Here is a 25,157-nt window from a genome sequence, read left to right as displayed (position 1 = left end):
GGCTCGGACGGAGCCTGCGGGGATAGGTGCTCTAACCTAGAACCGCGAAGCCCTGCTCTTCGGAGCGGGGAGTCGTCACGGAAGAAGGCGATACGAGCCCAGAACCTTAAGGTAGTTGGCCCGCTCAAAGGCTGCCGGCTCCGCCACCTTCTGGTAGCTCATCACCCCCCGCATCTCCGCCACGCTCGCGTACTCCTTCTCCTCCATGAAGGCCTTCAGCTCCTCCAGCACGGTGCGGAAGTGATGGGGGCCCTTTTCCAGGATGGCCGAGGTCATCATCACCACCTGGGCACCGGCCAAAAGCCCCTTCGCCGCCTCCGTCCCCGAATGCACACCCCCCGTCAAGGCCAGCTCTAACCCCACCCGGCCGTATAGAAGCGCAATCCAGTGGATGCGCAGCAAGGCCTCATAGGGGCGGGAGAGGGTCAGGGTAGGCACCACGGAAAGGGTAGCCAGGTCTATATCCGGCTGGTAGAACCGGTTGAAGAGGACCAAGGCCTTGGCCCCTGTACCCTCCACCCTTTTGGCAAAATGGGCGAAGGCGCTGAAGGCATGCCCCACCTTGACCGCCACGGGGATCCGCACGCTTTCCACCACGGCGCGGATGGTATCCAGGTACATGGCCTCCACCTCGGAGGCGGAAAGGCCAGGGTCGGTGGGGATGTAGTACAGGTTGAGCTCTAGGGCGTTGGCCCCGGCCTCCTCCAGGAGCTTGGCGTACTCCACCCATCCCCCCCGGCTGATGCCGTTCAAGCTGGCGATGATGGGGACGGAAACCCGTTCCTTGGCCCGGGAGAGGAGATCCAGATAGCGCTCTGGGGTTAGGCGGTACTCGTGGGCCTTGGGGAAATAGGAGAGGGCCTCGGCATAGCTTTCGTGGCCGTAGTGGAGATAATGGTCCAGCATCTCCTCCTCGAGGGTCACCTGCTCCTCGAACAGGGAGTGCATCACGATGGCCGCCGCCCCTCCATCCTCCAGGCGCAAGAACCCATCCAGCTTTTCCGTGAGGGGCGAGGCGGAAGCCACCAAAGGGTGCTCCAGCTCTAGCCCCAGGTAGGTGGTGCTCAGATCCATACCCCTCCTCCTTCACGTGTTTCCCTGACGGGAAAACACCCTCAGTTTGGCACAACCTCCTTCGCCGCCATGCGGGAAAGCCTCTCCCACCTTTCCCGCACCGCCTCCTCCGCTAGCCTTAAAAAGGCTTCCGCTCCCTCGGGGTGGGTTTGCAGGAGGAGCCGGTAACGGTTTTCCGCATAGAGGTATTCCCGCAAGGGTAGGGTGGGAGGCTTGGAATCCAGGACCAATCCCTGTCCGGGAATGTAGCGGAAAAGCGGCCAGTACCCGGTGCGCTCGGCCAGCCTCTGGTGCTCCATACCCTTGGCCATGTCAATACCGTGGGCGATGCAGTGGCTGTAGGCGATGAGAAGGGCCGGTCCCTTATGGGCCTCGGCCTCGAGGAAGGCCTTCACCGTATGGGCATCGTTCGCCCCCATGGCGATCTGGGCCACGTACACGTGACCGTAGCTCATGGCCATGAAGGCCAGGTCCTTCTTGGGGGTGGGCTTGCCGGCAGCGGCGAACTTGGCCACCGCCCCCAGGCCCGTAGCCTTGGAAGCCTGTCCCCCGGTGTTGGAGTAGACCTCGGTGTCCAGAACCAGGACCTTCACGTTGGCCCCACTGGCCAGCACGTGGTCCAGGCCCCCGTAACCGATATCGTAGGCCCAGCCATCCCCACCCACGATCCAGACCGAGTGGGGGATTAGGGCGTCTGCCACGGCCAAGAGGTCCTGGGCCTTGGGATCATCCAGGGCCTTGAGCTTTTCCCGCAGAAGCGCCACATCCTGCCGCCTCTTTTCCACCTCCTCCGGCCCCACTTCCGCAAGAAGCCTCTCCACCAACTCCTGGCCCAAAACTTGCCGGAAACCCACAAGAAGTTCCCTAGCGTATTCCGCCTTCTTGTCTAGGGCCAGGCGCATGCCAAGCCCAAACTCCGCATTGTCCTCAAAGAGGGAGTTGGCCCAGGCCGGGCCCCGGCCTTCCCGGTTTTTACTCCAGGGGGTGGTGGGAAGGTTCCCCCCGTAAATGGAACTGCATCCGGTGGCGTTGGCGACAATGAGGCGGTCGCCAAAAAGCTGGGAAAGAAGCCTAAGGTAGGGGGTTTCCCCGCACCCTGCGCAAGCCCCAGGGAACTCAAACAAGGGCTCCAGAAGCTGCACATCCTTTACGGTGTGGAGCTTAAGGCTAGCCCTGGGGGTTTCCGGCAAGGAAAGGAAGAAGTCCCAGTGCCGGTTCATAGCCTCCCGCACCTCCAAGCGGGGAGCCAGGTTCAAGGCCTTGCGGCTTGGGTTTTGCTTATCCTTGGCGGGGCAGACCTCCACGCAAAGGGAACACCCGGTGCAGTCGTCAGGGCTGGTGGCCAGGGTAAACTCGCCGCCAAGTTCCTTCCACATGGCCTTGCGGTGGGGGAATCCTTCGGGGGCCAGGGCCAAGGCCATCTCCGGCACCACCTTGGCCCGGATCACCGCATGGGGGCAGACCAGGACACATTTGCCACACTGCACGCACACCTGGGGATCCCAAATGGGAATGAACTCGGCGATCCCCCGCTTCTCATACCGGGCCGTCCCCGTGGGGTAAGTGCCGTCCGCAGGAAAGACGGAAACCGGCAAGGCGTCGCCGAGTCCCAAGGCGATGGGCCCCAGGACATCCCGCACAAAGGCAGGAGGGTGGTCCACCATAGGCGGCACCAGGTCCTTTTCCGAGGTAACCCTGCCGGGAACAGGGAGGGGCTCCACCGCCGCAAAGCCCAGCTCCACCGCCTGGAAGTTCCGCTCCAGCACCGACCTGCCCCGCTTCCCGTAGCTCTTTTCTATGCCCCTCTTGATGCGGGCCTTGGCCTCCTCCTCGGGCAAAACCCCGGAAAGCCTAAAGAAGGCGGCCTGCATGATGGTGTTGATGCGCCCAGGAAGGCCCACCCGCCTGGCCAGCTCGTAGGCGTTGACCACATAGACCTTGAGGTTCTTCCTGAGGATCTCCTCCTGGACAGGCCTGGGCAGACGGTCCCAGACCTCTTCCTTGGGGTAGGGGCTGTTGATGAGAACCGTGGCCCCCTCCTCTGCCACCCCCAGCATGGGAAGGCGCTCCAAGAAGCTCCATTGGTGAATGCCCACAAAGTTAGCCCTCTGCACCAGGTAAGGCTTGTTCAAGGGGTTTGGGCCAAAGCGCAGGTGGCTTACGGTGCGGGAGCCGGACTTTTTGGAGTCGTAGACGAAGTACCCCTGGGCGTAAAGGGGGGTCTCCTCCCCGATGATCTTGATGGTGTTCTTGTTGGCGCTCACGGTCCCGTCGGCCCCCAGGGCGAAGAAGACCGCCCGCACCGAGGCTGGGTCCTCAAAGTCCACCTCGGGGTAGGAAAGGCTCGTGCCCGTAAGGTCGTCCACGATCCCCACGGTGAAGCCGTGCCGGGGCCTCTCCCTCTTCAGCTCCTCAAAAACCCCCAGGGCCATGGCCGGGGTGAACTCCTTGGAGGAAAGTCCGTACCTCCCTCCCACCAGCAGAGGAACCTCCCCACCCCGTAGGGCAAAGGCCGCCGCCACTTCCTGGAAAAGGGGCTCCCCCACAGCCCCGGGCTCCTTGCCCCGGTCCAGGACCGCCACCTTGCGCACAGTTTTAGGAAAGGCCGCAAGGAAAGCCTCCGTATGGAAAGGGCGGTAAAGGCGCACCCGCACCATCCCCACCCTTTCCCCTTGCTTCAGCAGGTGCTCCACCGCCTCTTCCACCGCCAGGGAGGCCGAGCCCATGACCACCACCACCCGCTCGGCCTCCGGGTGGCCCACGTACTCGTAAGGGGCATAGCGGCGCCCGGTAACCTGGGCAAAATGCTCCATGGTTTCGGCCACCACCTGGGGCAGGCGCAGGTAGTAGCGGTTGATGGCTTCCCGGTTTTGGAAGTAGTGGTCGGGGTTTTGCGCGGTACCCCGGATCACGGGATTCTCCGGGGTGAGGGCCCGTTGGCGGTAGGCCTCGAGGGCCCCAAAGGGGAAAAGGGCCTTAAGCTCCCGGTCGGAAAGGGGCAGGATCTTCTGCACCTCATGGGAGGTGCGGAAACCATCCATGGCGTGAAGTACCGGGAGGCTTGCCTTCAGGGCGGTGATGTGGGCCATGGCCGCCAGGTCCTGGGCCGCCTGGACGGAATCCGAAATCAACATGGGCCACCCCGTGGCCCTTACCGCATACACGTCCTGGTGGTCGCCAAAGATGGAAAGGGCATGGGTGGCCAGGGCCCGGGCGGCCACATGGATGACGCCGGGAAGGGCCTGCCCGGCGATCTTGTACATGTCGGGAATCATGAGGAGCAAGCCCTGGCTGGCGGTGAAGGTGGTGGCCAAAACCCCTTGCTGCAGGGCCCCGTGAAGGGCCCCTGCCGCCCCGCCCTCGGACTGCATCTCCACCACCCGGGGCACGAGCCCAAATAGGTTAGGTTCCCCCTTGGCTGCCCACTCGTCGCAAAGCTCCGCCATGGGGCTTGCCGGGGTGATGGGGTAAATGGCGATCACCTCGCTCAAACGGTAGGCTACCCGGGCCACCGCCTCGTTCCCGTCCACGGTAATGGGACGCATAGGCTCCACCTCTTCCCCACCATAGCGCCCCTTGGGGTGAGGAATGTCCCACCCCTCCCGGTGTACCCTAGGAGCATGCCCATCCGGTATGCCTTGGTGGCTCTCTTCCTCCTGGCCGCCTTACTTTTGGAAGCCTACCGGCCCCTATTTTTGCTGCTTTCTGGGCTGGCCCTCCTTCTTGGCAGGCCCAAAAGCTGCCCCCGGCCTTGACGGAACCCCTTCGGGAGGAAAGACTTGAGGGCGTGAGTGCCTTTGAGGAAAACCTAGAAAAGTTGGCCCATCTGGCGGTCCGGGTAGGGCTGAACCTTCAGCCGGGGCAGGAGGTTATCGCCACCGCCCCCATTGAGGCCGTGGATTTTGTCCGCCTCTTGGCGGAAAAAGCTTACCAGCACGGAGCAAGCCTCTTCACGGTCATCTACGGGGACAACGTGCTTTCCCGCAAGCGCCTTTCCCTGGCGCCAGAGGAAGGCTTGGACACGGCCCCGGGTTGGCTCTATGAGGGCATGGCCAAGGCCTTCCGCAAGGGGGCTGCCCGGCTGGCGGTTTCCGGCAACGACCCCAAGGCCCTCGAAGGCCTTCCCCCAGAGCGCATAGGCCGGGCCCAGCAGGCGCAAAGCCGGGCCTACAAGCCGGCCCTCGAGGCCATAAGCGAGTTCGTCACCAACTGGACCATCGTGCCCTTCGCTCACCCTGGCTGGGCCAAGGCGGTCTTTCGCCAGCTACCCGAGGAGGAGGCGGTCGCCCAACTTTGGCAGGCCATCTTCCAGGCCACCCGCGCGGATACCCCAGACCCCGTGGCCGCCTGGGAAGCCCATAACCGCTCCTTGCACCAGAAGGTGGCTTACCTGAACGAAAGGCGTTTCTCCGCTATCCACTTCCGAGGCCCAGGAACCGACTTGGTGGTGGGCTTGGCGGAAGGGCACCTCTGGCAAGGAGGGGCCACCCCCACCCAGAAGGGGCTTCTCTGCAATCCCAACCTACCCACGGAGGAGGTCTTCACCGCACCCCACCGGGAACGGGTGGAAGGGGTCGTGCGGGCCAGCCGCCCCTTGGCCTTGGGAGGGCAGCTGGTGGAGGGCATCTGGGCCCGCTTTGAGGGGGGGTATGCCGTAGAAGTGGGGGCGGAAAAGGGACAGGAGGTTCTCCTTAAGGCCCTCTCCACCGATGAAGGCGCCCGGCGCCTGGGAGAAGTGGCCCTGGTGGCCGCCGACAACCCCATCGCCAGAACGGGCCTGGTTTTCTTTGACACCCTCTTTGACGAAAACGCCGCCAGCCACATTGCTTTTGGCCAAGCCTATGCCGAGAACCTGGAGGGCCGCCCCACAGGGGAGGAACTCCTTAGGCGCGGGGGTAACCAAAGCCTGGTGCACATTGACTGGATGATCGGCTCGGAGGAGATGGACGTGGATGGGCTCCTAGAGGATGGTACCCGCATTCCCCTGATGCGCAAAGGGCTTTGGGTGGTCTAGGGCGGGTTGACCTGGTGGGAGAGGCTCTAGCCCTCTTTTCCAGCGCACTTTATGTGCGTTTCTTCACGATACAAGTCGCTTGTGCTTTTCCTCCCCTCTAAACAAAGGACAAGGCCTCCCTAAACCAGCCCACCAGGTCCTCCGCACCCTCCAACCCCACGGAAACCCTTACCAGGCCCGGCGTAACCCCCGCCTGTAGCCGGCCCTCCTCGGACAGGCGGCTATGGGTGGTGGTCCACGGGTGAACCAGAAGGGTGCGGGCATCCCCCAGGTTAGCGGCCTTGGGCAAGGGAATGGCCCCTAAAAAGCGGCCTGCCGCCTCCTGGCTTCCCAGGTCCAGGGTGAGCATGGGCCCCCCCGAGGCCAGGTACTTCCGGGCCATGGGGTAGGCTGGGTCTTGGGGCAAGCCAGGGTAACGAAGGGCTTGGATCTTGGGATGGCCCCTAAGAGCCTCCGCCAGATACAGGGCCGTTTCGCTCATCCGCTTTACCCTGAGGGCTACGGTCTCCAGGCCCTGGAAGAGAAGGTAGGCGTTGAAGGGGGATAGGGCCATACCCATAAGGGAAAGCCCCAGGGTGCGCACCCTTTCCGGGTAGCACCTAGGCCCCAACGCCTCCCAGGGCACCTGGCCCCGGGCATCGGGCTCTAGAAACTGGGGGTAGTGCTGCCAGATCCCCGTCTCCCGCACCAAAACCGCCCCCCCCAGCACCGAGCCGTGGCCGCTCGCCCACTTGGTGAGGCTTTGTACCACCACGTGGGCCCCCCACCTTAGGGGCTTGGCCAGCGCCCCCGCGGCCCCGAAGGTGTTGTCCACCACCAAGGCGATCCCCTTCTCCTCGGCCACGGAGGCCAGGCCCTCGAGGTCCGGCACCATCAGGGCAGGATTGGCCATGGTCTCCACGAAGATGGCCCGGGTACCCTCGGTAAGGGCCTCGCGAACCCGGTGGGGCTCGGGCTCCACGTAACGCACCCGTATCCCCCAAGGGGCCAAAACCTGCTGGAAAAGGCCGATGGTCTGGCCGAAAAGCCCCTTGGCCGCCACCACTTCATCCCCTGGGCGGAGCAGCGCCATTAGGGCAGCGAAGGTGGCCGCCTGCCCCGAGGCAAAAACCACCGCCTCCATGGCTCCCTCAAGGGCCTTAAGCCTATCCTCCAAGGCCTTAGCCGTGGGGTCCTTCTGCCGGGCATAAACGTAGCCCTCCCCAGTGGCAAAGCGCTTTGCCCCCTCCTCCAGGGTCCTAAAGCCGTAGGCGGCCACGGCGTAGATGGGAAGCCCCACCGCTCCATGGGGGTCCTCGGGTAGCCCCGCGAGCACCGCCAAGGTGTCGTAGTTCATGCCCCTAAGTTTAGCCTTTCCCTAGGCTTCGCTGGCTTGTAAAACCCTTTCGGCAAGTCGCTCCCCGGCCTCCAGAAGCGGATGGAACACCACATCCACCCCCGCCTGCAAAAGCCGGGCGTCCTCCTCCTTGGCGTAACTCACCGCCCCCACCACGCCCGCAAAGCCTTTGGCCCGCAGGGCCCTGGTGGCCTGGAGGCGGGCCTCGAGGTCGGGGAGCGCTAGCACGACCCCCTTAACCCCCCTCAGGTCCAGCCCCTCCCAAAGGGCCTGGTCCTCGGCATCCCCATAGAGCACCCGCCGGCCCTTGGAACTGTGGTACTCCACCTTGGCCGGGTCGCTATCCAAACCCAAGACCCTCTCCCCTTTCTCCGCCAGGAAGCGGTAGGCCGCTGTCCCCGTCCGCCCCATGCCCACCACCAGCCACCTGGCCCCCAAGGCCCCTTGCGGCTCCTCGTCAGGGTGTAGCCCGGGCCGTTCCCACCCTTTAAGCCAAGGCTTCCACCTTTCATAAAGGAGGTGGGCTTTCTGGACCATCGGGGCTCCCAAGAGGAAAGAGCCCCCCACGGCTAGGGCCACGGCCCCTACGCCCTGGGGCGTCATCTGCCCTAGCCCTTGCAGCACCCCCGCCACCACCAGGCCAAACTCCGAGTAGGTGCCCAGGCCTACCCCCACCAGAAAAGCCGTGCGGGCCCTAAAGCCTTGGCGGACCAGGGGTAGGAAGAGAAAAACCGGCTTGAGCAATAGGAGGAGCAAAAGCAAAAGCCCCACAAAAACCCCATCGGGACCTACCGCCATTCCCGCCCTAAGGAAGAAGGCCACCAAAAATGTCTCCCTCAGCGCCCAGAGCCTTTCCACCACCTCCCCTACCCCCGGGTAGCGGGACAACCCCAAGCCCATAAAAAGAGCCCCCAAAGCCTCCGGGGCCTGAAGGAAACGGGCCAGCTCCGCCCCCAAAAGGGCCAGCCCCACACCCAGAAGGAGCTTAAGCTCAGCGTTTTGGGCCAGGTGAAACAAGCGGACCAGTAGCGGTCGCAACAAAGGAAGGGCCAAGACGGAAAACCCCAACGGCCCTACCCCTTGGAACCCCGCAAGGATGAGGAGGGCCAGCGATACCACATCCAAAAAAACCGAGATCCCCAGGGCCAGCTGCCCGTGCAAGGCGGAAAGCTCCCCCTTGCCCTGAAGCACCCGGGCCAGAAGCACGGTGCTGGGATTGAGAAGGGCCACGGCCAACACCAGTAGGGACAAGAGGTTCTGCGCCAGACCCAGGATGTAGAGGGCGGCCAGGAAAACCGGAAGCAAGAGGAGCTGAAAAACCCCGGTGACCCAAACTTCCCGGCGCACCAGGCGTTCTAAGCGCAGGCCGAGACCCACGGTGAAAAGCAAGAGGTAGACTCCAAGGTCTGCAAAAAAGTCCAAAAGGGGATCACCGGCCACGCCCAAAAGCCTCAAAGCCATCCCTACACCCAGGTAGCCCAAAAACGCGGGCAACCCCAGGCGCACCAAGAGCACCCCGGAAAAGTAGGCCAAAAGCAAAACGCCGGGCACCAGAAACCCCCTATACGAAAAAGGAGGGCCATAAGCCCCTCCCTTTCCCCAGTATACGTAAACCCCAAGGCTTACCGATTCCGGGGCTAGATAAACCCCCGTATAGCCCTGGGGAAGGATCTGCCGGTGGGCCCTCACCCAAGGCCGTGCCTTATACCCTTGACATGATGAAACTCATACCGCACCATAAAGGGCATGAGCTGCTGCGTGGATCGCCGAAAGGTGGTCAAGGGCCTTTCCGGCTTGGCCCTCCTGGGCTCCGGTATGGGACAGAGGGGCAGGAAGCGGATTAAGCTGGCCTTTTGCTCCCAGCTCCTCTGCATCATCCCTTATGAGGTGGCTGCCAGAAGGGGGTACTTCCAAGAAGAGGGCCTCGAGGTGGAGCTGGTCTACGCCCGGGGGGGAAGCCAGGCCCTCCAGTTTCTGGTAGGCCGGGCCGTGGACTATGCCGCCACCAGCCTGGATGCCGCCCTCCAGGCCTACCAGCAAGGTGCCCCCATCCTGCGCTTCGCCTCCACGGGGAGGTTACCCCTGTTCGCCCTGGCCTCGAGCCCCAAGGCACCGGGCATCCGGGGGATCAAAGACCTGGAGGGGCGCACCGTGGGGGTGTCCGCCCTGGGCAACGCGGACCATGTGCTCCTGGTCTACCTGTTGAAAAAAGCTGGGCTGGACCCCAAGCGGGTGCAGTACGCCACCCTGGGCCCCAACCTCTATGAGGCCTTAAAGGCCGGCCACGTGGAGGCCGGGATGATCCAAGAACCGGCCCTTTCCCTACTCAAGGAGGCGGGAGGGCGCGAGCTGGTGAACCTCATGGACCTGAAGCAGGCCACCGCCTTCCTGGGAGGCCCCTACGAGTTCATGGGGGTGGCTATCCGGCGGGAGGAAAGGCCAGCCCGCCTCGAGGAGATGCGGGCCATGGCCAGGGCCCTAGAAAAAGCTCTGCGCTTCATCCGGGCAGCGGAGGCCCGCCTCATCGCCGACACCTTGCCCAAAGCCCTCATCGCCGGTGGGGACGAGGTACGGTTCAAGGCCATCATTGAGCGCTACCGCAAGGACCTCTATCCCTTAGGGGTGCGCATAGACCTCGAGGCCGCCCGCCGGGTGGCGGAGAGCCAGATGGAAGCCGGCCTCCTCCCACCCGGTTTCCAAGTGGAAAGGCTTCTGGACCTGGAGGTCCTGGGTGGTGCTTGAGGTACAAGGGCTCCATCTGGGTTACGGACCCATCCCCGTCCTGGAAGGGGTGGACCTTCAGGTGGAGGAGGGGGAGTTCGTAAGCCTAGTGGGACCTTCAGGGAGTGGCAAAAGCACCCTGCTCCGGGCCATTGCTGGCCTCCTCACCCCGCAAAGGGGAGGGATCCAAAGAGCCTGCCCCCAGGAAGAGGTAGGCTTCCTCTTCCAGGAGGATGCCCTTCTCCCTTGGCGCACCGCCCTGGATAACGTAGCCCTGGGCTTGAGAATCCGGGGCTGGCCCAGGGAGAGGGCCCGGAAGGAGGCCGAGGCCTGGCTGGAGCGCCTTGGCCTAAGCGGGTTAGGCCACCGGTTCCCCCACCAGCTTTCGGGAGGGCAGCGCAAACGGGTGGCCCTGGCCCAGGTGCTTGCCCTGAAGCCTAGGCTGCTTCTCATGGACGAGCCCTTCGCCAGCCTGGATGCCATTTTGCGCACCCAGGTGACCCAGGACCTCCTCAGCCTGGTGGAGGAAGAGGGCATCGCTGTGCTCCTGGTGACCCACGACCTGGAAGAGGCCATCAGCCTGGCCGATCGGGTCTGCCTCCTTTCCCAAGGGCCTAGGGCTAGGATCATCCAAGAGCACCGCATCCCCTTTTCCCGTCCCCGGGACCCGGTGAGGGTGAAGGCCGACCCCCGGTTTGGCCTCTACCTGCAAAGCCTTTGGCAGGAGCTCAAGGAGGCTTCGCGATGCGCCGTAACCTAGGCCTAATGGCCCTTCTCATCCTGTGGGAAGCCCTCTCGGCCCTTGGCCTCCTTAACCCCCTTTACGCCCCTCCTCCTTCCCAGGTGCTCCTGACCCTCATGGGCCTTTTCCGGGAAGGGGAGATCTGGCCCCACCTCCAAGCCACCTTCACCGCAGCCCTATTGGGTCTGGGAACCGGCATCCTCCTCGGGGGAATCCTGGGCCTTTTGGCCGCCTTCAGCCCCCTGGTCGCGGATCTCTTGGAGCCGGTGATGCTCCTCCTCAATGCCATACCCCGGGTCATCCTCGCCCCCCTCTTCGTCATTTGGCTGGGCATTGGCCTGGCCTCCAAAGTAGCCCTCAGCCTGGTCTTGGTGGCCGTCCTCATCTTCTTCGCGGTCTACAGCGGGGTGAAGCAGGTGGACCCCAGGCTGGTGGAGAGGATCCGCACGCTGGGAGGAGGCCGCTACTGGCTCCTAAGAGAGGTCTACCTCCCCTCCATCACCGCCTGGGTCCTCTCCTCCTTAAAAGTGGCCGTGGGTTTTGCCTTTACCGGGGCGGTGGTAGGGGAGTTCGTGGCGGCAAGCCGGGGCCTGGGCTATCTCCTCTCCTTCGCCCAGAGCACCTATAACGCTAGGCTCAGCCTAGCCCTGATCGCGCTCATCGTGGCCTTCGTGCTCCTCCTCTTCTTCCTCTTTAACCGCCTCGAGGCCAAGCTCCTTCGCTGGCGTGGCCAAACCTCCCCCACCCCGGGCTAACGCACCAGGAGCACGGGGCAAGGAGCCTCCGCCACCACCTTCTGGCTTTGGCTACCCAGGAAGAGGCTCCCGATGGCCCCCAGGCCCCGGGTACCCATGACGATGAGGTCGGCCTTCTCCCCCATGGCGGCCTCCAGGATGGCCTCCGCCGGCCGGCCCTCCAGGAGAAGGGCATCCTCCCTGGGCACACCGGTTAGCTCCAAGGCTTCGGCCAAGACTTTTTCCGCCCGCTCCAGGCGCCTTTTCAAGGCCTCCTCAAAAAAGGGCTCGCCCAGGTAGTCGGGCACGGGTTCATACACGTGCACCACCACCAGCCTGGCCCCGTGGGCCTGGGCCTCCGCCTTAGCCACCTCCGCCGCCCGCCGGGCATGGTCCGAGCCGTCGTAGGCCAAGAGGATGGTCTTGAACATGCCCTAAGCTTATCAAGCCTGGGCCCTTTTTTCCGAAGGAATCTCCACCTTGCGGCCGCAACGGCAGGTGTCCCCCTCAATCCGGAACAGGGTACCGTCCGCCTTGGGATACAGCCAAAGGGTGCCGCAATCGGGGCAGCGTACCTCCGCCACCAGGGAGCGGATCTCCTCGGGGGAAAAGCGGTAGACCTCCCCGCACCAGTGGCAGACCACCTCCGCTCCCCCGTCCTTCACGATCATGTCCTCCCGCTCCTCCGGGGTGAAGAAGACCAGGGCCTCCAGGGCCTTCTCCCGGCTGCAGCGGCACTGGAAGCGGGCGGGGATCTCATTTAAGGGGTAGCCCAGGGCCCTAAGGTCCGTGCGGGCAAACCCCAAGCCCGAAAGGAGCCTTTCCAAGGCGGCCTCCAGGCCCTCCTGCAAGAGGGGCGTGATGCCCTTGATGCCTGAGAGGTTGGCCTCGAGGCGGGATAGCACCTCCTCGGGGGTGTCCGGCATCACCTGGATGGCCACACCCCCCGCCACCTCCACCTCCCCCTCCCCCTTAACCCGCACCCCCAGGAGGATGGCCGAGGGAATCTGCTCCGACTGCCAGAGGTAGTGGGCCAGGTCCTCGGCGATCTCCCCAGAAACCAAGGGCACCGTGCTGGTGTAGACCTCCCCATTGGGCAGGCTCCGGTCCACCCGCAAGACCCCGGCGCCCACCAGCTCCCCCACGTTCAGCTTGCCGTCCTCCCGCAAGGGCACCTCCGCCTGGGGGTTCTTGACGTAGCCCCGCACCTGCCCAAAGGCGTCCGCCTCCGCCAGAAGCCCGCCCAAGGGCCCCGTGCCCTCTATGCGCAAGGTAAGCCTTTCCTTGGGGGTTTTGAGGAGAAGCTGGGCCAAGAGCAAGGCCCCCGTGAGGGCCCGCCCTAAGGCGGCGGTGGCGGTGGGGGAAAGCCCATGGCGGCGCCGGGCCTCCTCCACCACGTCCCCCGTGTCCGCCGCCACCACCCTAAGCTGCCCCTCCCCTGCCAACCCCCTCAGAATCCGTCCCATACCCCGCCATTATGCCACGGGCCTATAATGGCCCACATGGGCCTTCGCATCTACGACACCTTGCAACGGGCCAAGGTGGACTTCACCCCCGCCGTCCCGGGGCACGTGGGCATCTACGTGTGCGGCCCCACCGTGTACTCGGACCCCCACTTGGGCCATGCTCGAGGCCCCATCGTCTACGATGTGCTCCGTCGCTATCTTCTCCATCAGGGCTACAAGGTGCGCTTCGTCTCCAACATCACCGACGTGGGCCACCTCACCGACGACGCCGACCAAGGAGAGGACAAGATTGTGCGCCGGGCCAAGCTGGAGCGGCTTGAGCCCATGGAGGTGGCGGAGAAATACACCTGGAGCTACTTTGACGCCATGGCCGCCCTTAATGTCCTGCGGCCTTCCATCGCCCCCCGGGCCAGTGGCCACATACCGGAACAGATTGAGCTTACGGAAAGGCTTTTGCACCTTGGCTTCGCCTACGAACGTAAAGGAAGCGTCTACTTCCGGGTAAGGGCCTTCCCCCAGTATGGGAAACTATCGGGAAAGCGCCTGGAAGAACTCCGGGCAGGGGCGAGGGTGGAGGTGCGGGAGGAGAAGGAGGATCCCCTAGACTTCGCCCTTTGGAAGGCCGCCGAACCCGGCCACCTGATGCGCTGGAAAAGCCCCTGGGGGGAAGGGTACCCTGGCTGGCACATAGAGTGCACCGCCATGAGCCTCAAGTACCTGGGGGAGGGGTTTGACATCCACGCGGGGGGCATAGACCTGCAGTTTCCCCACCACGAGTGCGAGATCGCCCAGGCGGAGGCGGCGGGCTACCGTTTCGCCCGCCACTGGATGCACCACAACCACGTGCTCCTGGAAGGGGAAAAGATGGCCAAGAGCACCGGGAACCTGGTCCTCCTCCATGACCTCTTAAAGGCCCACGAGCCCATGGCCTTGCGCTTTTACCTCCTGCAGACCCACTACCGTAGCCCCATGGACTTCACCTTTGAGGGCCTCGAGGCGGCCAAGCGGGGCTATGCCCGCCTCCTCCACGCCTACCGCGAGGTGCGGTCCAGGGTCCCCACGGCGGCCCCCGGCGCCACCCCGGAGCTGGAAAGGGCCCTTGACGCCCTGGAGAAGGATTTTCTCGCCGCCATAGAGGACGACCTCGGCACCCCGGAGGCCCTGGCCGCCTTTTTCACCTTCCTCCCTGAGCTGCATAGGCTCCTCCCGGAGGCCAAAGGGGACACCTTAAGGCACACCGCCCAGGTCTTCCATACCCTGGGAGAAGGCATCTTGGGCCTCTTCCCCGAAAGGGTTCTGGAGGAGAAGGTATCAGGTCCCCTACTGGAAGGCCTCATCGCCCTGCTTCTGGAGCTAAGGGAGGAGGCCCGGCGGGCCAAGGATTACGCCAAAAGCGACCTGATCCGGGAAAGGCTCAAAGCCCTCGGGGTGGTCGTGGAGGACACCAAGGAGGGCCCCAAGTGGCGGCTGGCCCTGGAATAGCTCACCAAATGTCTTTGACGGAGGCTTCGGCCAGCGGTGAAAGCCCAGGGTCTCCAAGGGCCCAGTGGAGAAACGCATGGGTATCCAGTAGAAACCTCGCCTTTCAAAGGCGAGCAGGGGCTCCTCCGGCAAAGGGGCATCAAAGTCCTCCGCTAGCCAGACCGTGCCCTTGGCGGTGCCCGGCTGGCCCCCCTGGGGCCACGGGCTTGCCCTCCGCATGAGGACCACCTCTCCCCCCGCCTCCACCAAGGCTAAAAGGCGGGAAAGGTACGTTTTGGCCTGGTGGACGGTCACCTGGACCGGCATGCCCTTAACTTAGACAAGCCCAATAAGGTCCCCTGCCGGGGCTAGACCCCGGCAGGGAAAGGCCCTTTGCCCCTAACGGGGGATGGGGTAACCTTCGGCCTCGAGGACCCTCCCCGCCACCTCCCGCCGCAGGGCCACCAGGTCCACGGGCTCGTGCTTGGTAAGCCTACGGGCCGCGGAGTAGACCACGCGGGCCTCGTCCCCCTCCACCAGCCGGGGCAGGACGGAAAGCGCCCCCGCCTGGGCCCGGTCCAGGGCCTGGAGGAGGTAGAGCTGGGCCATGGTCACGGCGATGCCCCCAAGCCGACGGGCCCTCAGGAGGGCGCTTTCTGCCGCATAGGCATCAATGAGGACGTCGGCTACCGTCCCCAAGACCTCCTGCTCCTCCTCCAACTTCTCTCCGTACTTCTGGGCCGCCAAACCCGCCACCATGAGGGCCAGCTTCTTAAGCCCTGCCACCTGGTGAAGTTCCGGATCCTCAGGCTCCGCAAAGCTGGGCTCAAGAAGCTCCTTCTGCAGCCTCATGGCCGCCTGGAAGAGGGGGAGCTGCCCCTTAAGGGCCCTTCTCAGGAGCATGCCGGGAATGAGGAGGCGGTTGATCTCGTTGGTACCCTCAAAGATGCGGTTGATGCGGGCGTCGCGGTAGGCCCTCTCAATGGGGTACTCCTGGGAGTACCCGTAGCCGCCGTGGATCTGCACCCCCTCGTCCACCACGTAGTCCAGCACCTCGGAGCCCAGAACCTTGATGATGCTGGCCTCCACCGCATATTCCTCTATCCCGGCCATCACCGCCTCCGCCCCCTTCTTGCCCAGGAGAGCCTCGTCAATGAGGCCCACGGTGCGGTAAACGGCGCTTTCGGCGGCGTAAATGCGGCTGGCCATCTCCCCAAGCTTCGCCTGGATCAGGCCAAAGCTCCCGATGGGCCGGCCAAACTGGTGCCGTTCCTTAGCGTATTTGGCGGAAAGCTCCAGGGCCCTCTTGGCCCCACCCACCGCCCCGGCCCCCAGCTTGTAGCGGCCCACGTTGAGGACGTTGAAGGCGATCTTATGGCCCTTGCCGATCTCCCCCAGGACGTTTTCCACCGGGACCTTGGCGTCCTCGAGGATCACCTGCCGGGTGCTGGAGGCCTTGATGCCCATCTTCTTCTCTTCGGGCCCGAAGGAAAGCCCCGGGGTATCCCGCTCCACCAAGAAGGCGGTGAAGTGCTCCCCGTCCACCTTGGCGAAGACGGTGAAGAGCTGGGCGAAGCCCGCGTTGGAGATCCACTGCTTCACCCCGTTCAGGAGGTAGTACTTGCCATCCTGGGAAAGGGTGGCCCGGGTCTTGGCGGCCAAGGCGTCGGAGCCCGAGCCCGGCTCCGTAAGGCAGTAGGCGGCGATCCACTCCCCACTTGCCAGCTTGGGAAGGTATTTCCGCTTCTGCTCCTCGGTGCCGAAGTAGACCAGGGGCAGGGTACCGATGGAGGTATGGGCCCCGTAGGTGACGGAAAAGCCCCCGCTTCCCGAAAGCTCCTCCGCCACCACCGTGGAGATCACCTTGGGCAGGTCCAGCCCCCCGTACTCCTCGGGCACCTCAATGCCTAGAAGCCCCAGCTCGCCCGCCTTGCGCATAAGGGGCACGTTGAGGGAAAGCTCCCCGTGCTCCATGCGCTCCAGAAGGGGCAGCACCTCCCTTTCCACGAAGGTGCGGGTGGTGCGGGCGATCTCCTTCACGCTCTCGTCAAAGTCCTCGGGGGTGTAAAGGCGCTCCGGAGTCTCCAAGAGCCAACCCCCACCCCTTTGCCACAGCTTCCTCTCCTCGGTCATGGCTCCCTCCTAAGCAGGATAGACTTCAAAGACCCCAGCGGCTCCCATGCCACCGCCAATGCACATGGTCACCAGGCCATACCCTCCGCCCCGCTTCCCCAGCTCGGCGATGAGCTGGGCGGTGAGCTTGGCCCCGGTGGCCCCTAAGGGGTGGCCCAGGGCGATGGCCCCGCCGTTCACGTTGGTCCTCTCCTCTGGCATTTCCAGGGTGCGCATCACCGCCAGCACCTGGGCGGCAAAGGCCTCGTTGAACTCAATGAGGTGAATCTGGTCCAGGGAAAGGCCCGCCCGCTTCAGGGCCTTGGGCACCGCCTTGATGGGGCCTATCCCCATCACATCGGGCTCCACCCCGGCTACGGCAAAGCTGAGGAAACGGGCCAGGGGCTTGAGGCCCAAGTCCTCCGCCTTCTCCCGGCTCATGACCACCACCGCCGCGGCCCCGTCGGAATAGGGGCTGGCATTGCCCGCGGTCACGGTGCCACCCTTCTTGAAGGCAGGCCGCAACTTGGCCAAGGCCTCCAGGGAGGTCTCGGGCCGCACGGTCTCGTCCCGCTCAAAGAGGGTTTCCTCCACCACCTTCTTGGTGCCTTGGTAGCGCACCCGGGGTACGCGGATGGGCACCACCTCGGTAAACCGCCCCTCCGCCCAGGCCTGGGCCGCCCTTTGGTGGCTACGCAACGCCCAGCGGTCCTGGTCCTCCCGGCTGATGCCAAAGCGCTCCGCCACCCTCTCGGCGGTAAAGCCCATGCCGATATAGGTGGAGTAGCCCTCGGGGGTCCACTCCGTGGGGGTGAGGTCGGGGTGCAGGCGGGTGTGGTAGCCCGACATGGGCACCTGGCTCATCATCTCCACGCCCCCGGCCAGTACCGCATCCGCCATTCCGGTCATCACCGCCTGGGCGGCCATGGCGATGGTCTGCAGACCGCTGGAGCAAAAGCGGTTGATCGTAGCCCCCGCCACCTCCACGGGAAAGCCCGCCCTTAGGAGGGCCAGCCGAGCAACGTTCAACCCCTGGGCCGCCTCGGGCATGGCGCAACCCCAGAGGACATCCTCCAGCTCCTTGGGATCCAGCCCCACCCGCTCCAGGGCCGAGCGCATCACCTGGGCGGACAGGTCCACGGGGTGCAGGGTGGCCAAGGCCCCGTCCTTCTTGCCCCGGGCCACGGGGCTCCGCACTGCGCTTACAATCACCGCTTCCCGCATGGTTTCACCTCTTCAATTCCTCAGGGGTTTACCCGTCTTAAGGGTGTAGGCGATCCGCTCCTGGGTTTTGCGGGTCCCGAGGAGGTTCAAGAAGGCCTCCCGCTCCAGGTCCAGAAGGTCCCATTCGGAAATCTCCCTCGCAGGACCCTCCCCACCCGAAAGCACCTTAGCGATCTCCAGGCCGATCTTCAGGTCATGGTCGGAGATCTCCCCTGCCTCCCGGAAGGCCCAGACCGCATAGCGCAGGTTGCCCAAGGCCTCGCTCCCCAAAACCCGGATCCTGGGAGGCAGGGGGGGACGGTAGTCCGTGGCCAGCTCCAAGACCCGCCTCTTGGCATCGGCGATGAGGAAGTCCCGGTTCATGCTGATCCGGTCCCGGTCCCTCAGGAAGCCCATTTTGCGGGCCTCGAGGGCACTGGTGGAGGTCTTGGCCAAGGCGATGAGGTTGAAGGCCCGCTTCACCCCCTCAAAGGGATCGGCCTCCTCGTAGGGGGCAAGCTCCTGGGTGAAGCGGAGGAGCATCTCCTTGGTGCCGCCCCCCGCAGGCAGGAGCCCCACCCCAGCCTCCACCAAGCCCATGTACAGCTCGGCATGGGCCTGCACGCTATCGGCATGCAAGGTGAACTCCGCCCCGCCGCCCAAGGTGAGGCCAAAGGGCGCCACCACCACGGGGAAAGGGCTATAGCGCAAGGACATGGAAGCCTTCTGGAACTGCCGCACCGCCAGGGAGAGCTCGTCCCAGTCCCCCTCCTGGGCCAAGGAGAGGATCAAGGCCAGGTTGGCCCCGGCGGAGAAGGCCCTAGGGTCTTCGTTGCCCATCACCAGGCCCACATAGCCCTTCTCCTCCACGTACTCCAGGCTCTTCTGGAGCATGCGGATCACGCCCTCCCCGATGGCGTTCATCTTGGTGCGGAACTCCAAAAGGGCGACCCCGTCCCCCAGGTCCAAAAGGGCGGCTTCCTTGCTTTCCAGCAGGGTCTTACCCTCGGACCTGAGGGCTTTTAGGGAAATAACCCCCTCTCGCTTGGGCAGGGGGTGGTAGGTTCCATCAAAGCCCAGGTAGGTGCCGCTACGGTAAAAGCTCCCCTGGGCCTTCCCAAGAAGCTCCGGCTCGGGAAGGGCATGTTCAGCAAAAAGGTGCCTTAGCCCCTCGAGGCCCAGGGCATCCATGTTCTTAAAGGGCCCCTCTTCCCAGCCAAACCCCCACTCCAGGGCCTGGTCCACGGACACCAGGTCGTAGGCGATCTCGGGAGCCTTCTCCAGGGTATAGTGGGCCGTACGCGCGAAAAGCTCCCTCATGAAAGCCCCGTATTTGCCGGGAAGCTCCAGAACCTTGGGAAGCCTCTCCGCCAAGGGTAGGTCCCGCAAGGCCCTAAGCTCGGGCAGTTCCACCTGGGCCCGGGGGGCGTACTCCAGGGTGCGGTAGTCCAGGGTGTGGATCTCCCCGTTCACCCTCTTGTAGAACCCGGCCCCTGTCTTTTCCCCAAGCCGCCCTTCCTCCACCAGGCGCAAGACCCACTCCGGCAGAGCAAAGTCCTCCCCTGTGGCCTGGGCGAGTTCCTCGGTGACCAGCCTCAGTACATCCAAACCCGTAAGGTCAGCCGTGCGGAAGGTGGCGGAGTTGGGGCGACCCAGCAAGGGGCCGGTGAGGGCATCCACCTCGTCGATGGTAAGGCCGTGCTTCTCCATGAGGCGCACCGCCTGCACCATGCCGTAAACCCCTAATCGGTTGGCGATAAAGCCCGGCGAATCTTTGGCCAGCACCGTCCCCTTCCCCAGGATGCGCTCGCCAAAGCGGCGGATTTCCCCAAGCACCCCAGGATCGGTCTCAGGGGTGGGGATCAGTTCCAACAGATGCAGATAGCGGGGCGGGTTAAAGAAGTGGGTGCCCAAGAAGCGGCGGCGAAAACCCTCGGACCGGCCTTCAAGAAGTACCCGCATGGGGATGCCGCTGGTGTTGGAGCTGATGATGGCGGTGGGTTTGAGAAGGCCCTCGAGGCGTTCATAAAGGGCCCGCTTAGGCTCGGGCTTCTCAATAATGGCCTCCACCACCCAGTCGCAGTCGGCCAGCTTCCCCAAGTCGTCCTCGGTGTTGCCGATCTCCACATAGCGGGCCAAGTCCGCGTCCATAAAGGCGGCCGGCTTGGCTTTTAAGGCTCGCTCCAGCCCCCTTTTTGCCACCTCGTTCCGGTCCTCTTGGCCCGGAATGTCCAAAAGGACCACCGGGATGCCGGCGCTCACCACTAAGGCGGCGATCCCGCTCCCCATGGTCCCCGCGCCCACCACGCCTACCTTCTTGATCATGTCCACCTCCTTATACTCAGTCAAAGTTTACGTCAGCATAGAGGACTTGTCAAAGGGGTCTCTTGACCCAAGAGACTGCTCTGTTACAATGTCGTCGTTATGAAAAGAACCGCCGCCTTCCTTATAGCAAGCCTCCTAGGCCTAAGCCTGGCCCAGGGGGTGCGGAGCTTAGGTATGGGTGGGGTCCTCCTTCCAGGACCCAGCGGACAAGGGGCCAACCCCGCCTATGCCGCCTTTCCCGGGAAGTGGGACCAGGAGGGCTTCCAGCTTCCCATAGGCCTCCTACGCCTTCTACCCCTGTTTCCCGACACGAGCCCCTTCTCCTACTTCACGGACCCCAACGCCTTCCGCAACCAGTTTGACCTTCTCAGCGCCTACGATCAGGCTAGCCACTTGGGGAGCTTCCTCATAAACCCCGCCCGGAGCCCCGACGAGGTGGTGTTCCGGGTAAGCGCTAGCGGGGTGTCCATCACCGATGGGCAAGGGAGAAGCCTCATGCCGTCCTTCCAAGCGGGTGTGGTGGCCGAGAGGCCCACGGCCTCTATCCCCCAACCGTTCCTTCCCCTCTCCTTTGACCTGGGGCCGGGAACCTATCTCTCCGTAGGCCCCTTTGCGGGCACCCAAGGGGTGCGAGTGGCGCCCAACCAGGATCTGGCGATGGCCTTGAAGGAGGGCTCCCTGCACCGCTGCCAGGCCAGCACGCCCTCCCCGTGTGCCCTCGAGGCCCAAGGCTCCTTCATCTCCGGAATAAGTTTGGCCCTGGGGTTCTCCACCCCGCTTCCGGATATCCCTGGCCTGGGGCGGGTCTATGCAGGCGTGCGCGGCGAGGGCTTCTACGGCCTAGGGTACGCGGAAGCCTCCGCTAAGGCCCGGCCCACCTTTGACCAGGACGGTAACGTAAGCGGCGTTAGCTACGAAAGCCGCTACTTCCTAAGTTATCCCTCCTTCTTGGAGGCCTCCCTGGGTCAAGGGGGTAGCGGGGTTGGCTACGGCCTCCGCGGGGATGTGGGTGTGGCCGTGGACGGAGGAAACTGGGCCTTTGGCCTAGGGGTACAGAACCTCCTGGGCTTTACCCAATGGAGCGGCGTAGAGGTAACGGTGGTGGACGGAACGGAAACTAGCCGCACGGCCACCACCAAAAGAGGGGATTTCTCGGCACCCATATTCACCCTTAACGGAGCCTACCGCCTACCTTTGGAAGTAGGGGAGTTGCTCCTGGCGGCGGACACCCGTTTCGGCGCCACCACGCCCACCCTCCACCTAGGTGCGGAATACAACCTGGGTGGGGTTGCCATCCGGACGGGCGTGGGGCTGGAGGGTGGCTTGCGCTTTGGCCTGGGGGCCGGCTTTAACCTGGAAGCCCTTAGCCTGGACCTGGCCCTTACCACCCACGAGGCCCCCTTGGTGGGCGGAACCGTGTACGGCATCGCCATGGCGGTGCGTTTCTAAGGAGGTCAAGCCGTGAAACGCGTATCCCTTTTGTTGGTGTCCCTGGCCCTGGCCGCCTGTAGCGGCCACACCATCCACCGCTTTGAAGTGGATCTTCTAAGCTTTATCCCCCAAAACCAACGCCAGGGGGAGCTCAACCTTATCACTACCGAGGTGTTCTTCCCCTCTGACCCTGCGGGCCAAGGGGTAGAGGTGCCTGGGAGCGAGGCTTTGGTGGACGGAAAACTAAGCCTCCAGGTGGACTTGAAGAACACGGGCAACCTCCCCTGCAACCTGAACCTCGAGGTCCGCCTAGGCCCCGGGAACGATACCAACCTCTATGACGGCCAGGGAGGAGATTTTGCTGCCCTCCGGCAAACCGTCACCCTCAACCCCGGGGAGGAGCAAACCGTCACCCTCCAGCTAGACATCCAACCGGGCACGCCAACGCATGACCTTATCCAAAGCGGCCGGTTTCGCATTGGCGCCAGGTTAGGTCTAACTGGGGACAAGGTCCAGTACACCCTGACCCAAGCTGAGGTGGTGTTAAGGCTTAAGCTTTTCAACCTGATCCCCAACCCCTAGCCATCGGCAAAAAGGTAAAGGGTTTGCAGCAAAGCCTCGGGGTAATCCCGGGGCTTTAGCCCTTTTTTCTCCAGGCGGAAGCCCGGGGGGTACTGGGTGAGCTCCACCCGGAAGGGAAGCTGCCTCAGGGCCCGGGCATCGTAGTCCAGGGGCCAGCGGGGGAAGGTCACCTGAAGATGGGTGAGGTCCTCGGTGATGGAGACCACCCCTTTTCGCTCCGCCACCAGGCGAAGCCTTGCCAAGGCCAAAAAGCTCTCCGCCTCTTCGGGAAGGGGGCCGTAGCGTTCCTTGAGTTCCTTGGCGATGCGGGAAACCTCCGCTAAGGTCCTGGCCTCCGCCAAGCGGCTATAGTAGCGGCTACGGGCCTCGAGGCTCGCCACATACTCCGCAGGAAGCCGTGCGGAAAGGCCCAGGTCCAGGGTCACGTGCCGCTTCTCCTCCTTGACCTCCCCCTTCAGTTTGCGAATGGCTTCCTCCAATAGTTCGCTGTAGACCTCCAGAGAAAGGGCCCGGATATGCCCATGTTGTTCCGGACCCAGGAGATTTCCCACCCCCCGGATCTCCATGTCCTTTTCCGCCAGGAGGTGGCCGCTTCCCAGGTCGGAGAGGTCCGCGATGGCATTGAGGCGCTTTTCTGCTGCCTCCGTAAGCCTTGGTGGATGGAAGAGGTAGGCGTAGGCCTCCTGCTCCCGCCGCCCCACCCGGCCCCGAAGCTGGTACAAGGTGGCCAGGCCCAGGCGATCGGCCCGCTCAATGAGGATGGTATTGGCCTCGGCCACATCCAGGCCCGACTCAATAATGGTGGTGGCCAAAAGGACATCGTAGGCCCCCTCGGCAAAGAGGAGCATGGTCTCCTCCACTAGTCCCTCCGGCATCTTGCCGTGCACCACACCGATGCGGGCCTCGGGCACCAGATTTTCCAGGTAGCGCCTCCTGGCCTCAATGGAGGCCACCCGGTCGTGCACGTAAAAGACCTTGCCTCCCCTTTCCAGTTCCAGGAGGATGGCCTCCCGTACCAATAGGGGATCAAAGGGAGCGAGGAAGGTGCGGATAGGCCTCCGGCCCGGAGGAGGGGTCTTGATGCTGGAAAGATCCTTCAAGCCCACCAAGGCGGAGTAAAGGGTGCGGGGAATGGGGGTAGCGGAAAGGTAAAGGGTATCCACCTCGGCCTTCAGCTCGCGGATCCGCTCCTTCTGGGCCACGCCGAAGCGGTGCTCCTCGTCCACGATGAGAAGCCCCAGGTCCTTAAAGCGAACGTCGGGCTGGAGGAGGCGGTGGGTACCGATGACCACGTCCACCGTGCCCGCCTCGAGGCCCTTGAGGATGGCCTCCTCCTCCTTGGCCGGGGTGAAGCGGGAGAGGACGCCAATGCGCACAGGAAGGCCAGCGAAGCGCTCCCGGAAGGTCTTGCCGTGCTGTTCTGCCAAGAGGGTGGTGGGCACCAAAAAGGCCACCTGGGCCCCGTGCCCCACCACCCGGTGGGCGGCCCTTAGGGCGATCTCCGTCTTGCCAAAGCCCACGTCACCGGAGATGAGCCGGTCCATGGGGAAAGGGGCCTCGAGGTCTCGCAAGACCTCCTCCAAGGCCTGCTTCTGATCCGGGGTCAGCTGGTGGGGAAAACCCCTTTCTATCAGCGGATCCCACTCCGGCAAGGGGGCGAAGGCCCGGCCCGGAGTAGCCTTGCGCTTGGCCTGAAGCACGAGGAGCCTTGCCGCCAGCTCCTCCACATCCTTCCTGGCCTTTTCCTTGAGCCGCTGCCACTCCCCTTTACCCAGGGAGGAGAGCTCCGGAGGGTCATCCGTGGTGCCGGGATGGCGCTTGAGAAGGGGGAGGTGCTCCACCGGCAGGTAGAGCTTTCCCTCCCCCTGGTAGCGGAGGACCAGGTAGTCCCGCCTAACCCCCAAAACCTCCCGGGTTTCCAGCCCCAGGTACTGGCCCACGCCGTGCTCAGGGTGGATGAGGAAATCCCCAGGCGAAAGGGCCCCGGGGTCGGCAAGACCCTCCCCCACCCGCACCCTAGCCCGCACCGCTCCGGTGGCAAAGACCAAGGCCTCGGTAAGCAGAACCTCCTCCCCCCACTCCGCTCCCCCCTCAAAGGCTCCCCAGAACAGGGAAAGCTGGCCCTTGGGTCCGGGAAAGCGCTGGAGCACCTGGGGTTGGAAGAGGGCAAGGCGCCTTTTCAGGTAGTCCAGGGTACGCTCGTGGGCCACGAAGAGGCTAACCCGCCTCCCCTCCTCGAGCCAGCGGGCCAAGTCCCTTTCCAAGGCCTTAAGGCTCCCCCGGTAAGGAACCAGGGGCTTCACCCCCAAGTCCCAGAGGGGAAGCTCCACCCCACCCCCTAGGGCCACCACCTGACGCCCCTCCAAAAGGGGCCAAAGCTCCTTTGGGGCCAGGGCCGGGGTGTCCAGGTAGACGGGACCGGGAAAGTGAAGGAGCTTCCTGGAGGGGAACCCTTCCGCCTTTCCCGGTTTGGGCAATAGGACGTGTCGCCTCCTTTCCTCTCCGGCCACCCGGAGGCGCTCCAGCTCATCCCCGAAGAACTCCAAGCGCACCTCGCCCAGCTCCAAAACCTCCCCCAACACCCGGTAATCCTCATCCCGGGCGTACCCCATCCGCAGGAGACGGTGCAAAAGTTCCCCTCGGGGATAACTCCGGCCCACCTCCAGCACCAGGCGCCAGGCAGAAGGGTCCTGGGGAAAGGGAGCCAAGGCCTCCTCGTAGCTAAACACGAAGAGAGCCCGCTCCTCCCAGGCCTCGAGGCCAGGGTTCACATAAACGGGCCCCCCCAAGGCCCCAAGGTCCCGATAGCGCCTCAACCGCTCCTCCGGGGCCAAGAGAACGGCCGGAGGCCTCTCACGGGAAAAGAGCAAGGCCGCCACCACATGAGGCAGAGCCAGGCGGTGGCCGTAGTAGCGTTCCCGTTCCAGGGCGATCTCCATGGGCAAGAAACCCCTGC

General features: G+C 64.2%; 18 protein-coding genes. 8 read left to right on the top strand and 10 right to left on the bottom strand.

Annotated elements, in window-relative coordinates; genetic code table 11:
• Window positions 1-75 precede the first annotated feature (75 nt).
• Together L0D16_RS05095 and nifJ are read right to left on the bottom strand one after the other, a co-directional pair.
• Window positions 76-1,074, bottom strand: coding sequence for a dihydroorotate dehydrogenase-like protein (locus L0D16_RS05095; RefSeq protein ID WP_243030360.1), 999 nt, complete (start codon window positions 1,072-1,074; stop codon window positions 76-78).
• 41 nt (window positions 1,075-1,115) lie between these two features.
• Window positions 1,116-4,619, bottom strand: a complete 3,504-nt coding sequence (gene nifJ / locus L0D16_RS05090; protein WP_243030359.1) for a pyruvate:ferredoxin (flavodoxin) oxidoreductase — start codon at window positions 4,617-4,619, stop codon at window positions 1,116-1,118.
• 75 nt (window positions 4,620-4,694) lie between these two features.
• Between nifJ and L0D16_RS12390 the strand changes: the two genes are divergently transcribed.
• Window positions 4,695-4,829: a hypothetical protein gene (locus tag L0D16_RS12390; RefSeq protein WP_279231195.1), complete on the top strand. Its 135-nt coding sequence runs from the start codon at window positions 4,695-4,697 to the stop codon at window positions 4,827-4,829.
• 32 nt (window positions 4,830-4,861) lie between these two features.
• Complete coding sequence (locus tag L0D16_RS05085) at window positions 4,862-6,088, top strand: aminopeptidase (protein ID WP_243030358.1); 1,227 nt, start codon at window positions 4,862-4,864, stop codon at window positions 6,086-6,088.
• 97 nt (window positions 6,089-6,185) lie between these two features.
• On the opposite strand, the gene L0D16_RS05080 is transcribed toward L0D16_RS05085, so the two are convergent.
• A complete protein-coding gene (locus tag L0D16_RS05080; RefSeq protein WP_243030357.1) occupies window positions 6,186-7,424 on the bottom strand; it encodes an aminotransferase class I/II-fold pyridoxal phosphate-dependent enzyme in 1,239 nt (412 codons plus the stop codon).
• Between the two features lie 21 nt (window positions 7,425-7,445).
• Window positions 7,446-8,975, bottom strand: coding sequence for a cation:proton antiporter family protein (locus L0D16_RS05075; protein WP_243030356.1), 1,530 nt, complete (start codon window positions 8,973-8,975; stop codon window positions 7,446-7,448).
• Window positions 8,976-9,170: 195 nt separating this feature from the next.
• Here L0D16_RS05075 and L0D16_RS05070 point away from each other — a divergent pair, with 195 nt between their 5' ends.
• The 3 genes from L0D16_RS05070 to L0D16_RS05060 are packed head-to-tail and all read left to right on the top strand — an operon-like array spanning window position 9,171 to window position 11,642.
• Complete coding sequence (locus L0D16_RS05070) at window positions 9,171-10,166, top strand: ABC transporter substrate-binding protein (RefSeq protein WP_243030355.1); 996 nt, start codon at window positions 9,171-9,173, stop codon at window positions 10,164-10,166.
• Window positions 10,159-10,905 carry an ABC transporter ATP-binding protein gene (locus L0D16_RS05065; RefSeq protein ID WP_423247858.1) on the top strand — a complete coding sequence of 249 codons (747 nt, stop codon included), beginning with the start codon at window positions 10,159-10,161 and terminating at the stop codon, window positions 10,903-10,905. The genes L0D16_RS05070 and L0D16_RS05065 overlap by 8 nt, the downstream gene beginning before the upstream one ends.
• Window positions 10,890-11,642, top strand: coding sequence for an ABC transporter permease (locus L0D16_RS05060; RefSeq protein WP_243030353.1), 753 nt, complete (start codon window positions 10,890-10,892; stop codon window positions 11,640-11,642). The genes L0D16_RS05065 and L0D16_RS05060 overlap by 16 nt, the downstream gene beginning before the upstream one ends.
• Here L0D16_RS05060 and L0D16_RS05055 read toward each other — a convergent pair.
• Entirely contained in the window at window positions 11,639-12,052 is a 414-nt protein-coding gene (locus L0D16_RS05055) for a universal stress protein (RefSeq protein WP_243030352.1), read from the bottom strand. The genes L0D16_RS05060 and L0D16_RS05055 overlap by 4 nt on opposite strands.
• Before the next feature lie 12 nt (window positions 12,053-12,064).
• The gene (gene hslO, locus L0D16_RS05050) at window positions 12,065-13,087 is read right to left on the bottom strand and encodes an Hsp33 family molecular chaperone HslO (RefSeq protein ID WP_243030351.1); all 1,023 of its coding nucleotides are present in this window, start codon (window positions 13,085-13,087) and stop codon (window positions 12,065-12,067) included.
• Window positions 13,088-13,123: 36 nt separating this feature from the next.
• Here hslO and cysS point away from each other — a divergent pair, with 36 nt between their 5' ends.
• A complete protein-coding gene (gene cysS / locus L0D16_RS05045) occupies window positions 13,124-14,569 on the top strand; it encodes a cysteine--tRNA ligase (RefSeq protein ID WP_243030350.1) in 1,446 nt (481 codons plus the stop codon).
• Between the two features lie 378 nt (window positions 14,570-14,947).
• On the opposite strand, the gene L0D16_RS05040 is transcribed toward cysS, so the two are convergent.
• From L0D16_RS05040 to L0D16_RS05030, 3 genes are read right to left on the bottom strand one after another with little or no spacing between them, the layout of a single operon-like run.
• Window positions 14,948-16,681, bottom strand: a complete 1,734-nt coding sequence (locus L0D16_RS05040) for an acyl-CoA dehydrogenase family protein (protein WP_243030349.1) — start codon at window positions 16,679-16,681, stop codon at window positions 14,948-14,950.
• Between the two features lie 9 nt (window positions 16,682-16,690).
• Window positions 16,691-17,884, bottom strand: a complete 1,194-nt coding sequence (locus L0D16_RS05035) for a thiolase family protein (protein WP_243030348.1) — start codon at window positions 17,882-17,884, stop codon at window positions 16,691-16,693.
• 12 nt (window positions 17,885-17,896) lie between these two features.
• Complete coding sequence (locus L0D16_RS05030) at window positions 17,897-20,188, bottom strand: 3-hydroxyacyl-CoA dehydrogenase/enoyl-CoA hydratase family protein (RefSeq protein WP_243030347.1); 2,292 nt, start codon at window positions 20,186-20,188, stop codon at window positions 17,897-17,899.
• 99 nt (window positions 20,189-20,287) lie between these two features.
• Between L0D16_RS05030 and L0D16_RS05025 the strand changes: the two genes are divergently transcribed.
• On the top strand, window positions 20,288-21,637 hold the full coding sequence (locus L0D16_RS05025; RefSeq protein ID WP_243030346.1) for a hypothetical protein: 1,350 nt from the start codon (window positions 20,288-20,290) through the stop codon (window positions 21,635-21,637).
• A gap of 12 nt (window positions 21,638-21,649) precedes the next feature.
• Window positions 21,650-22,201, top strand: coding sequence for a COG1470 family protein (locus L0D16_RS05020; RefSeq protein WP_243030345.1), 552 nt, complete (start codon window positions 21,650-21,652; stop codon window positions 22,199-22,201).
• Here the strand turns inward: L0D16_RS05020 and mfd are convergent.
• The gene (mfd, locus tag L0D16_RS05015) at window positions 22,198-25,140 is read right to left on the bottom strand and encodes a transcription-repair coupling factor (RefSeq protein ID WP_243030362.1); all 2,943 of its coding nucleotides are present in this window, start codon (window positions 25,138-25,140) and stop codon (window positions 22,198-22,200) included. The genes L0D16_RS05020 and mfd overlap by 4 nt on opposite strands.
• Window positions 25,141-25,157 lie beyond the last annotated feature (17 nt).

It is taken from the genome of Thermus altitudinis (assembly GCF_022760835.1).
GTDB classification, from domain to species: domain Bacteria; phylum Deinococcota; class Deinococci; order Deinococcales; family Thermaceae; genus Thermus; species Thermus altitudinis.
Note: the sequence above shows the minus strand (reverse complement) of the source record. Positions and strands in the feature narration are given on the sequence as shown.

Excerpts from the sequence above, each read along its gene's own strand:
- L0D16_RS05095 (WP_243030360.1), bottom strand. The coding sequence starts at position 1,074 with ATGGATCTGAGCACCACCTACCTGGGGCTAGAGCTGGAGCACCCTTTG.
- nifJ (WP_243030359.1), bottom strand. The coding sequence starts at position 4,619 with ATGCGTCCCATTACCGTGGACGGGAACGAGGCGGTGGCCCGGGTAGCC.
- L0D16_RS12390 (WP_279231195.1), top strand. The coding sequence starts at position 4,695 with ATGCCCATCCGGTATGCCTTGGTGGCTCTCTTCCTCCTGGCCGCCTTA.
- L0D16_RS05080 (WP_243030357.1), bottom strand. The coding sequence starts at position 7,424 with ATGAACTACGACACCTTGGCGGTGCTCGCGGGGCTACCCGAGGACCCC.
- L0D16_RS05070 (WP_243030355.1), top strand. The coding sequence starts at position 9,171 with ATGAGCTGCTGCGTGGATCGCCGAAAGGTGGTCAAGGGCCTTTCCGGC.
- L0D16_RS05060 (WP_243030353.1), top strand. The coding sequence starts at position 10,890 with ATGCGCCGTAACCTAGGCCTAATGGCCCTTCTCATCCTGTGGGAAGCC.
- L0D16_RS05055 (WP_243030352.1), bottom strand. The coding sequence starts at position 12,052 with ATGTTCAAGACCATCCTCTTGGCCTACGACGGCTCGGACCATGCCCGG.
- hslO (WP_243030351.1), bottom strand. The coding sequence starts at position 13,087 with ATGGGACGGATTCTGAGGGGGTTGGCAGGGGAGGGGCAGCTTAGGGTG.
- cysS (WP_243030350.1), top strand. The coding sequence starts at position 13,124 with ATGGGCCTTCGCATCTACGACACCTTGCAACGGGCCAAGGTGGACTTC.
- L0D16_RS05040 (WP_243030349.1), bottom strand. The coding sequence starts at position 16,681 with ATGACCGAGGAGAGGAAGCTGTGGCAAAGGGGTGGGGGTTGGCTCTTG.
- L0D16_RS05035 (WP_243030348.1), bottom strand. The coding sequence starts at position 17,884 with ATGCGGGAAGCGGTGATTGTAAGCGCAGTGCGGAGCCCCGTGGCCCGG.
- L0D16_RS05030 (WP_243030347.1), bottom strand. The coding sequence starts at position 20,188 with ATGATCAAGAAGGTAGGCGTGGTGGGCGCGGGGACCATGGGGAGCGGG.
- L0D16_RS05025 (WP_243030346.1), top strand. The coding sequence starts at position 20,288 with ATGAAAAGAACCGCCGCCTTCCTTATAGCAAGCCTCCTAGGCCTAAGC.
- mfd (WP_243030362.1), bottom strand. The coding sequence starts at position 25,140 with ATGGAGATCGCCCTGGAACGGGAACGCTACTACGGCCACCGCCTGGCT.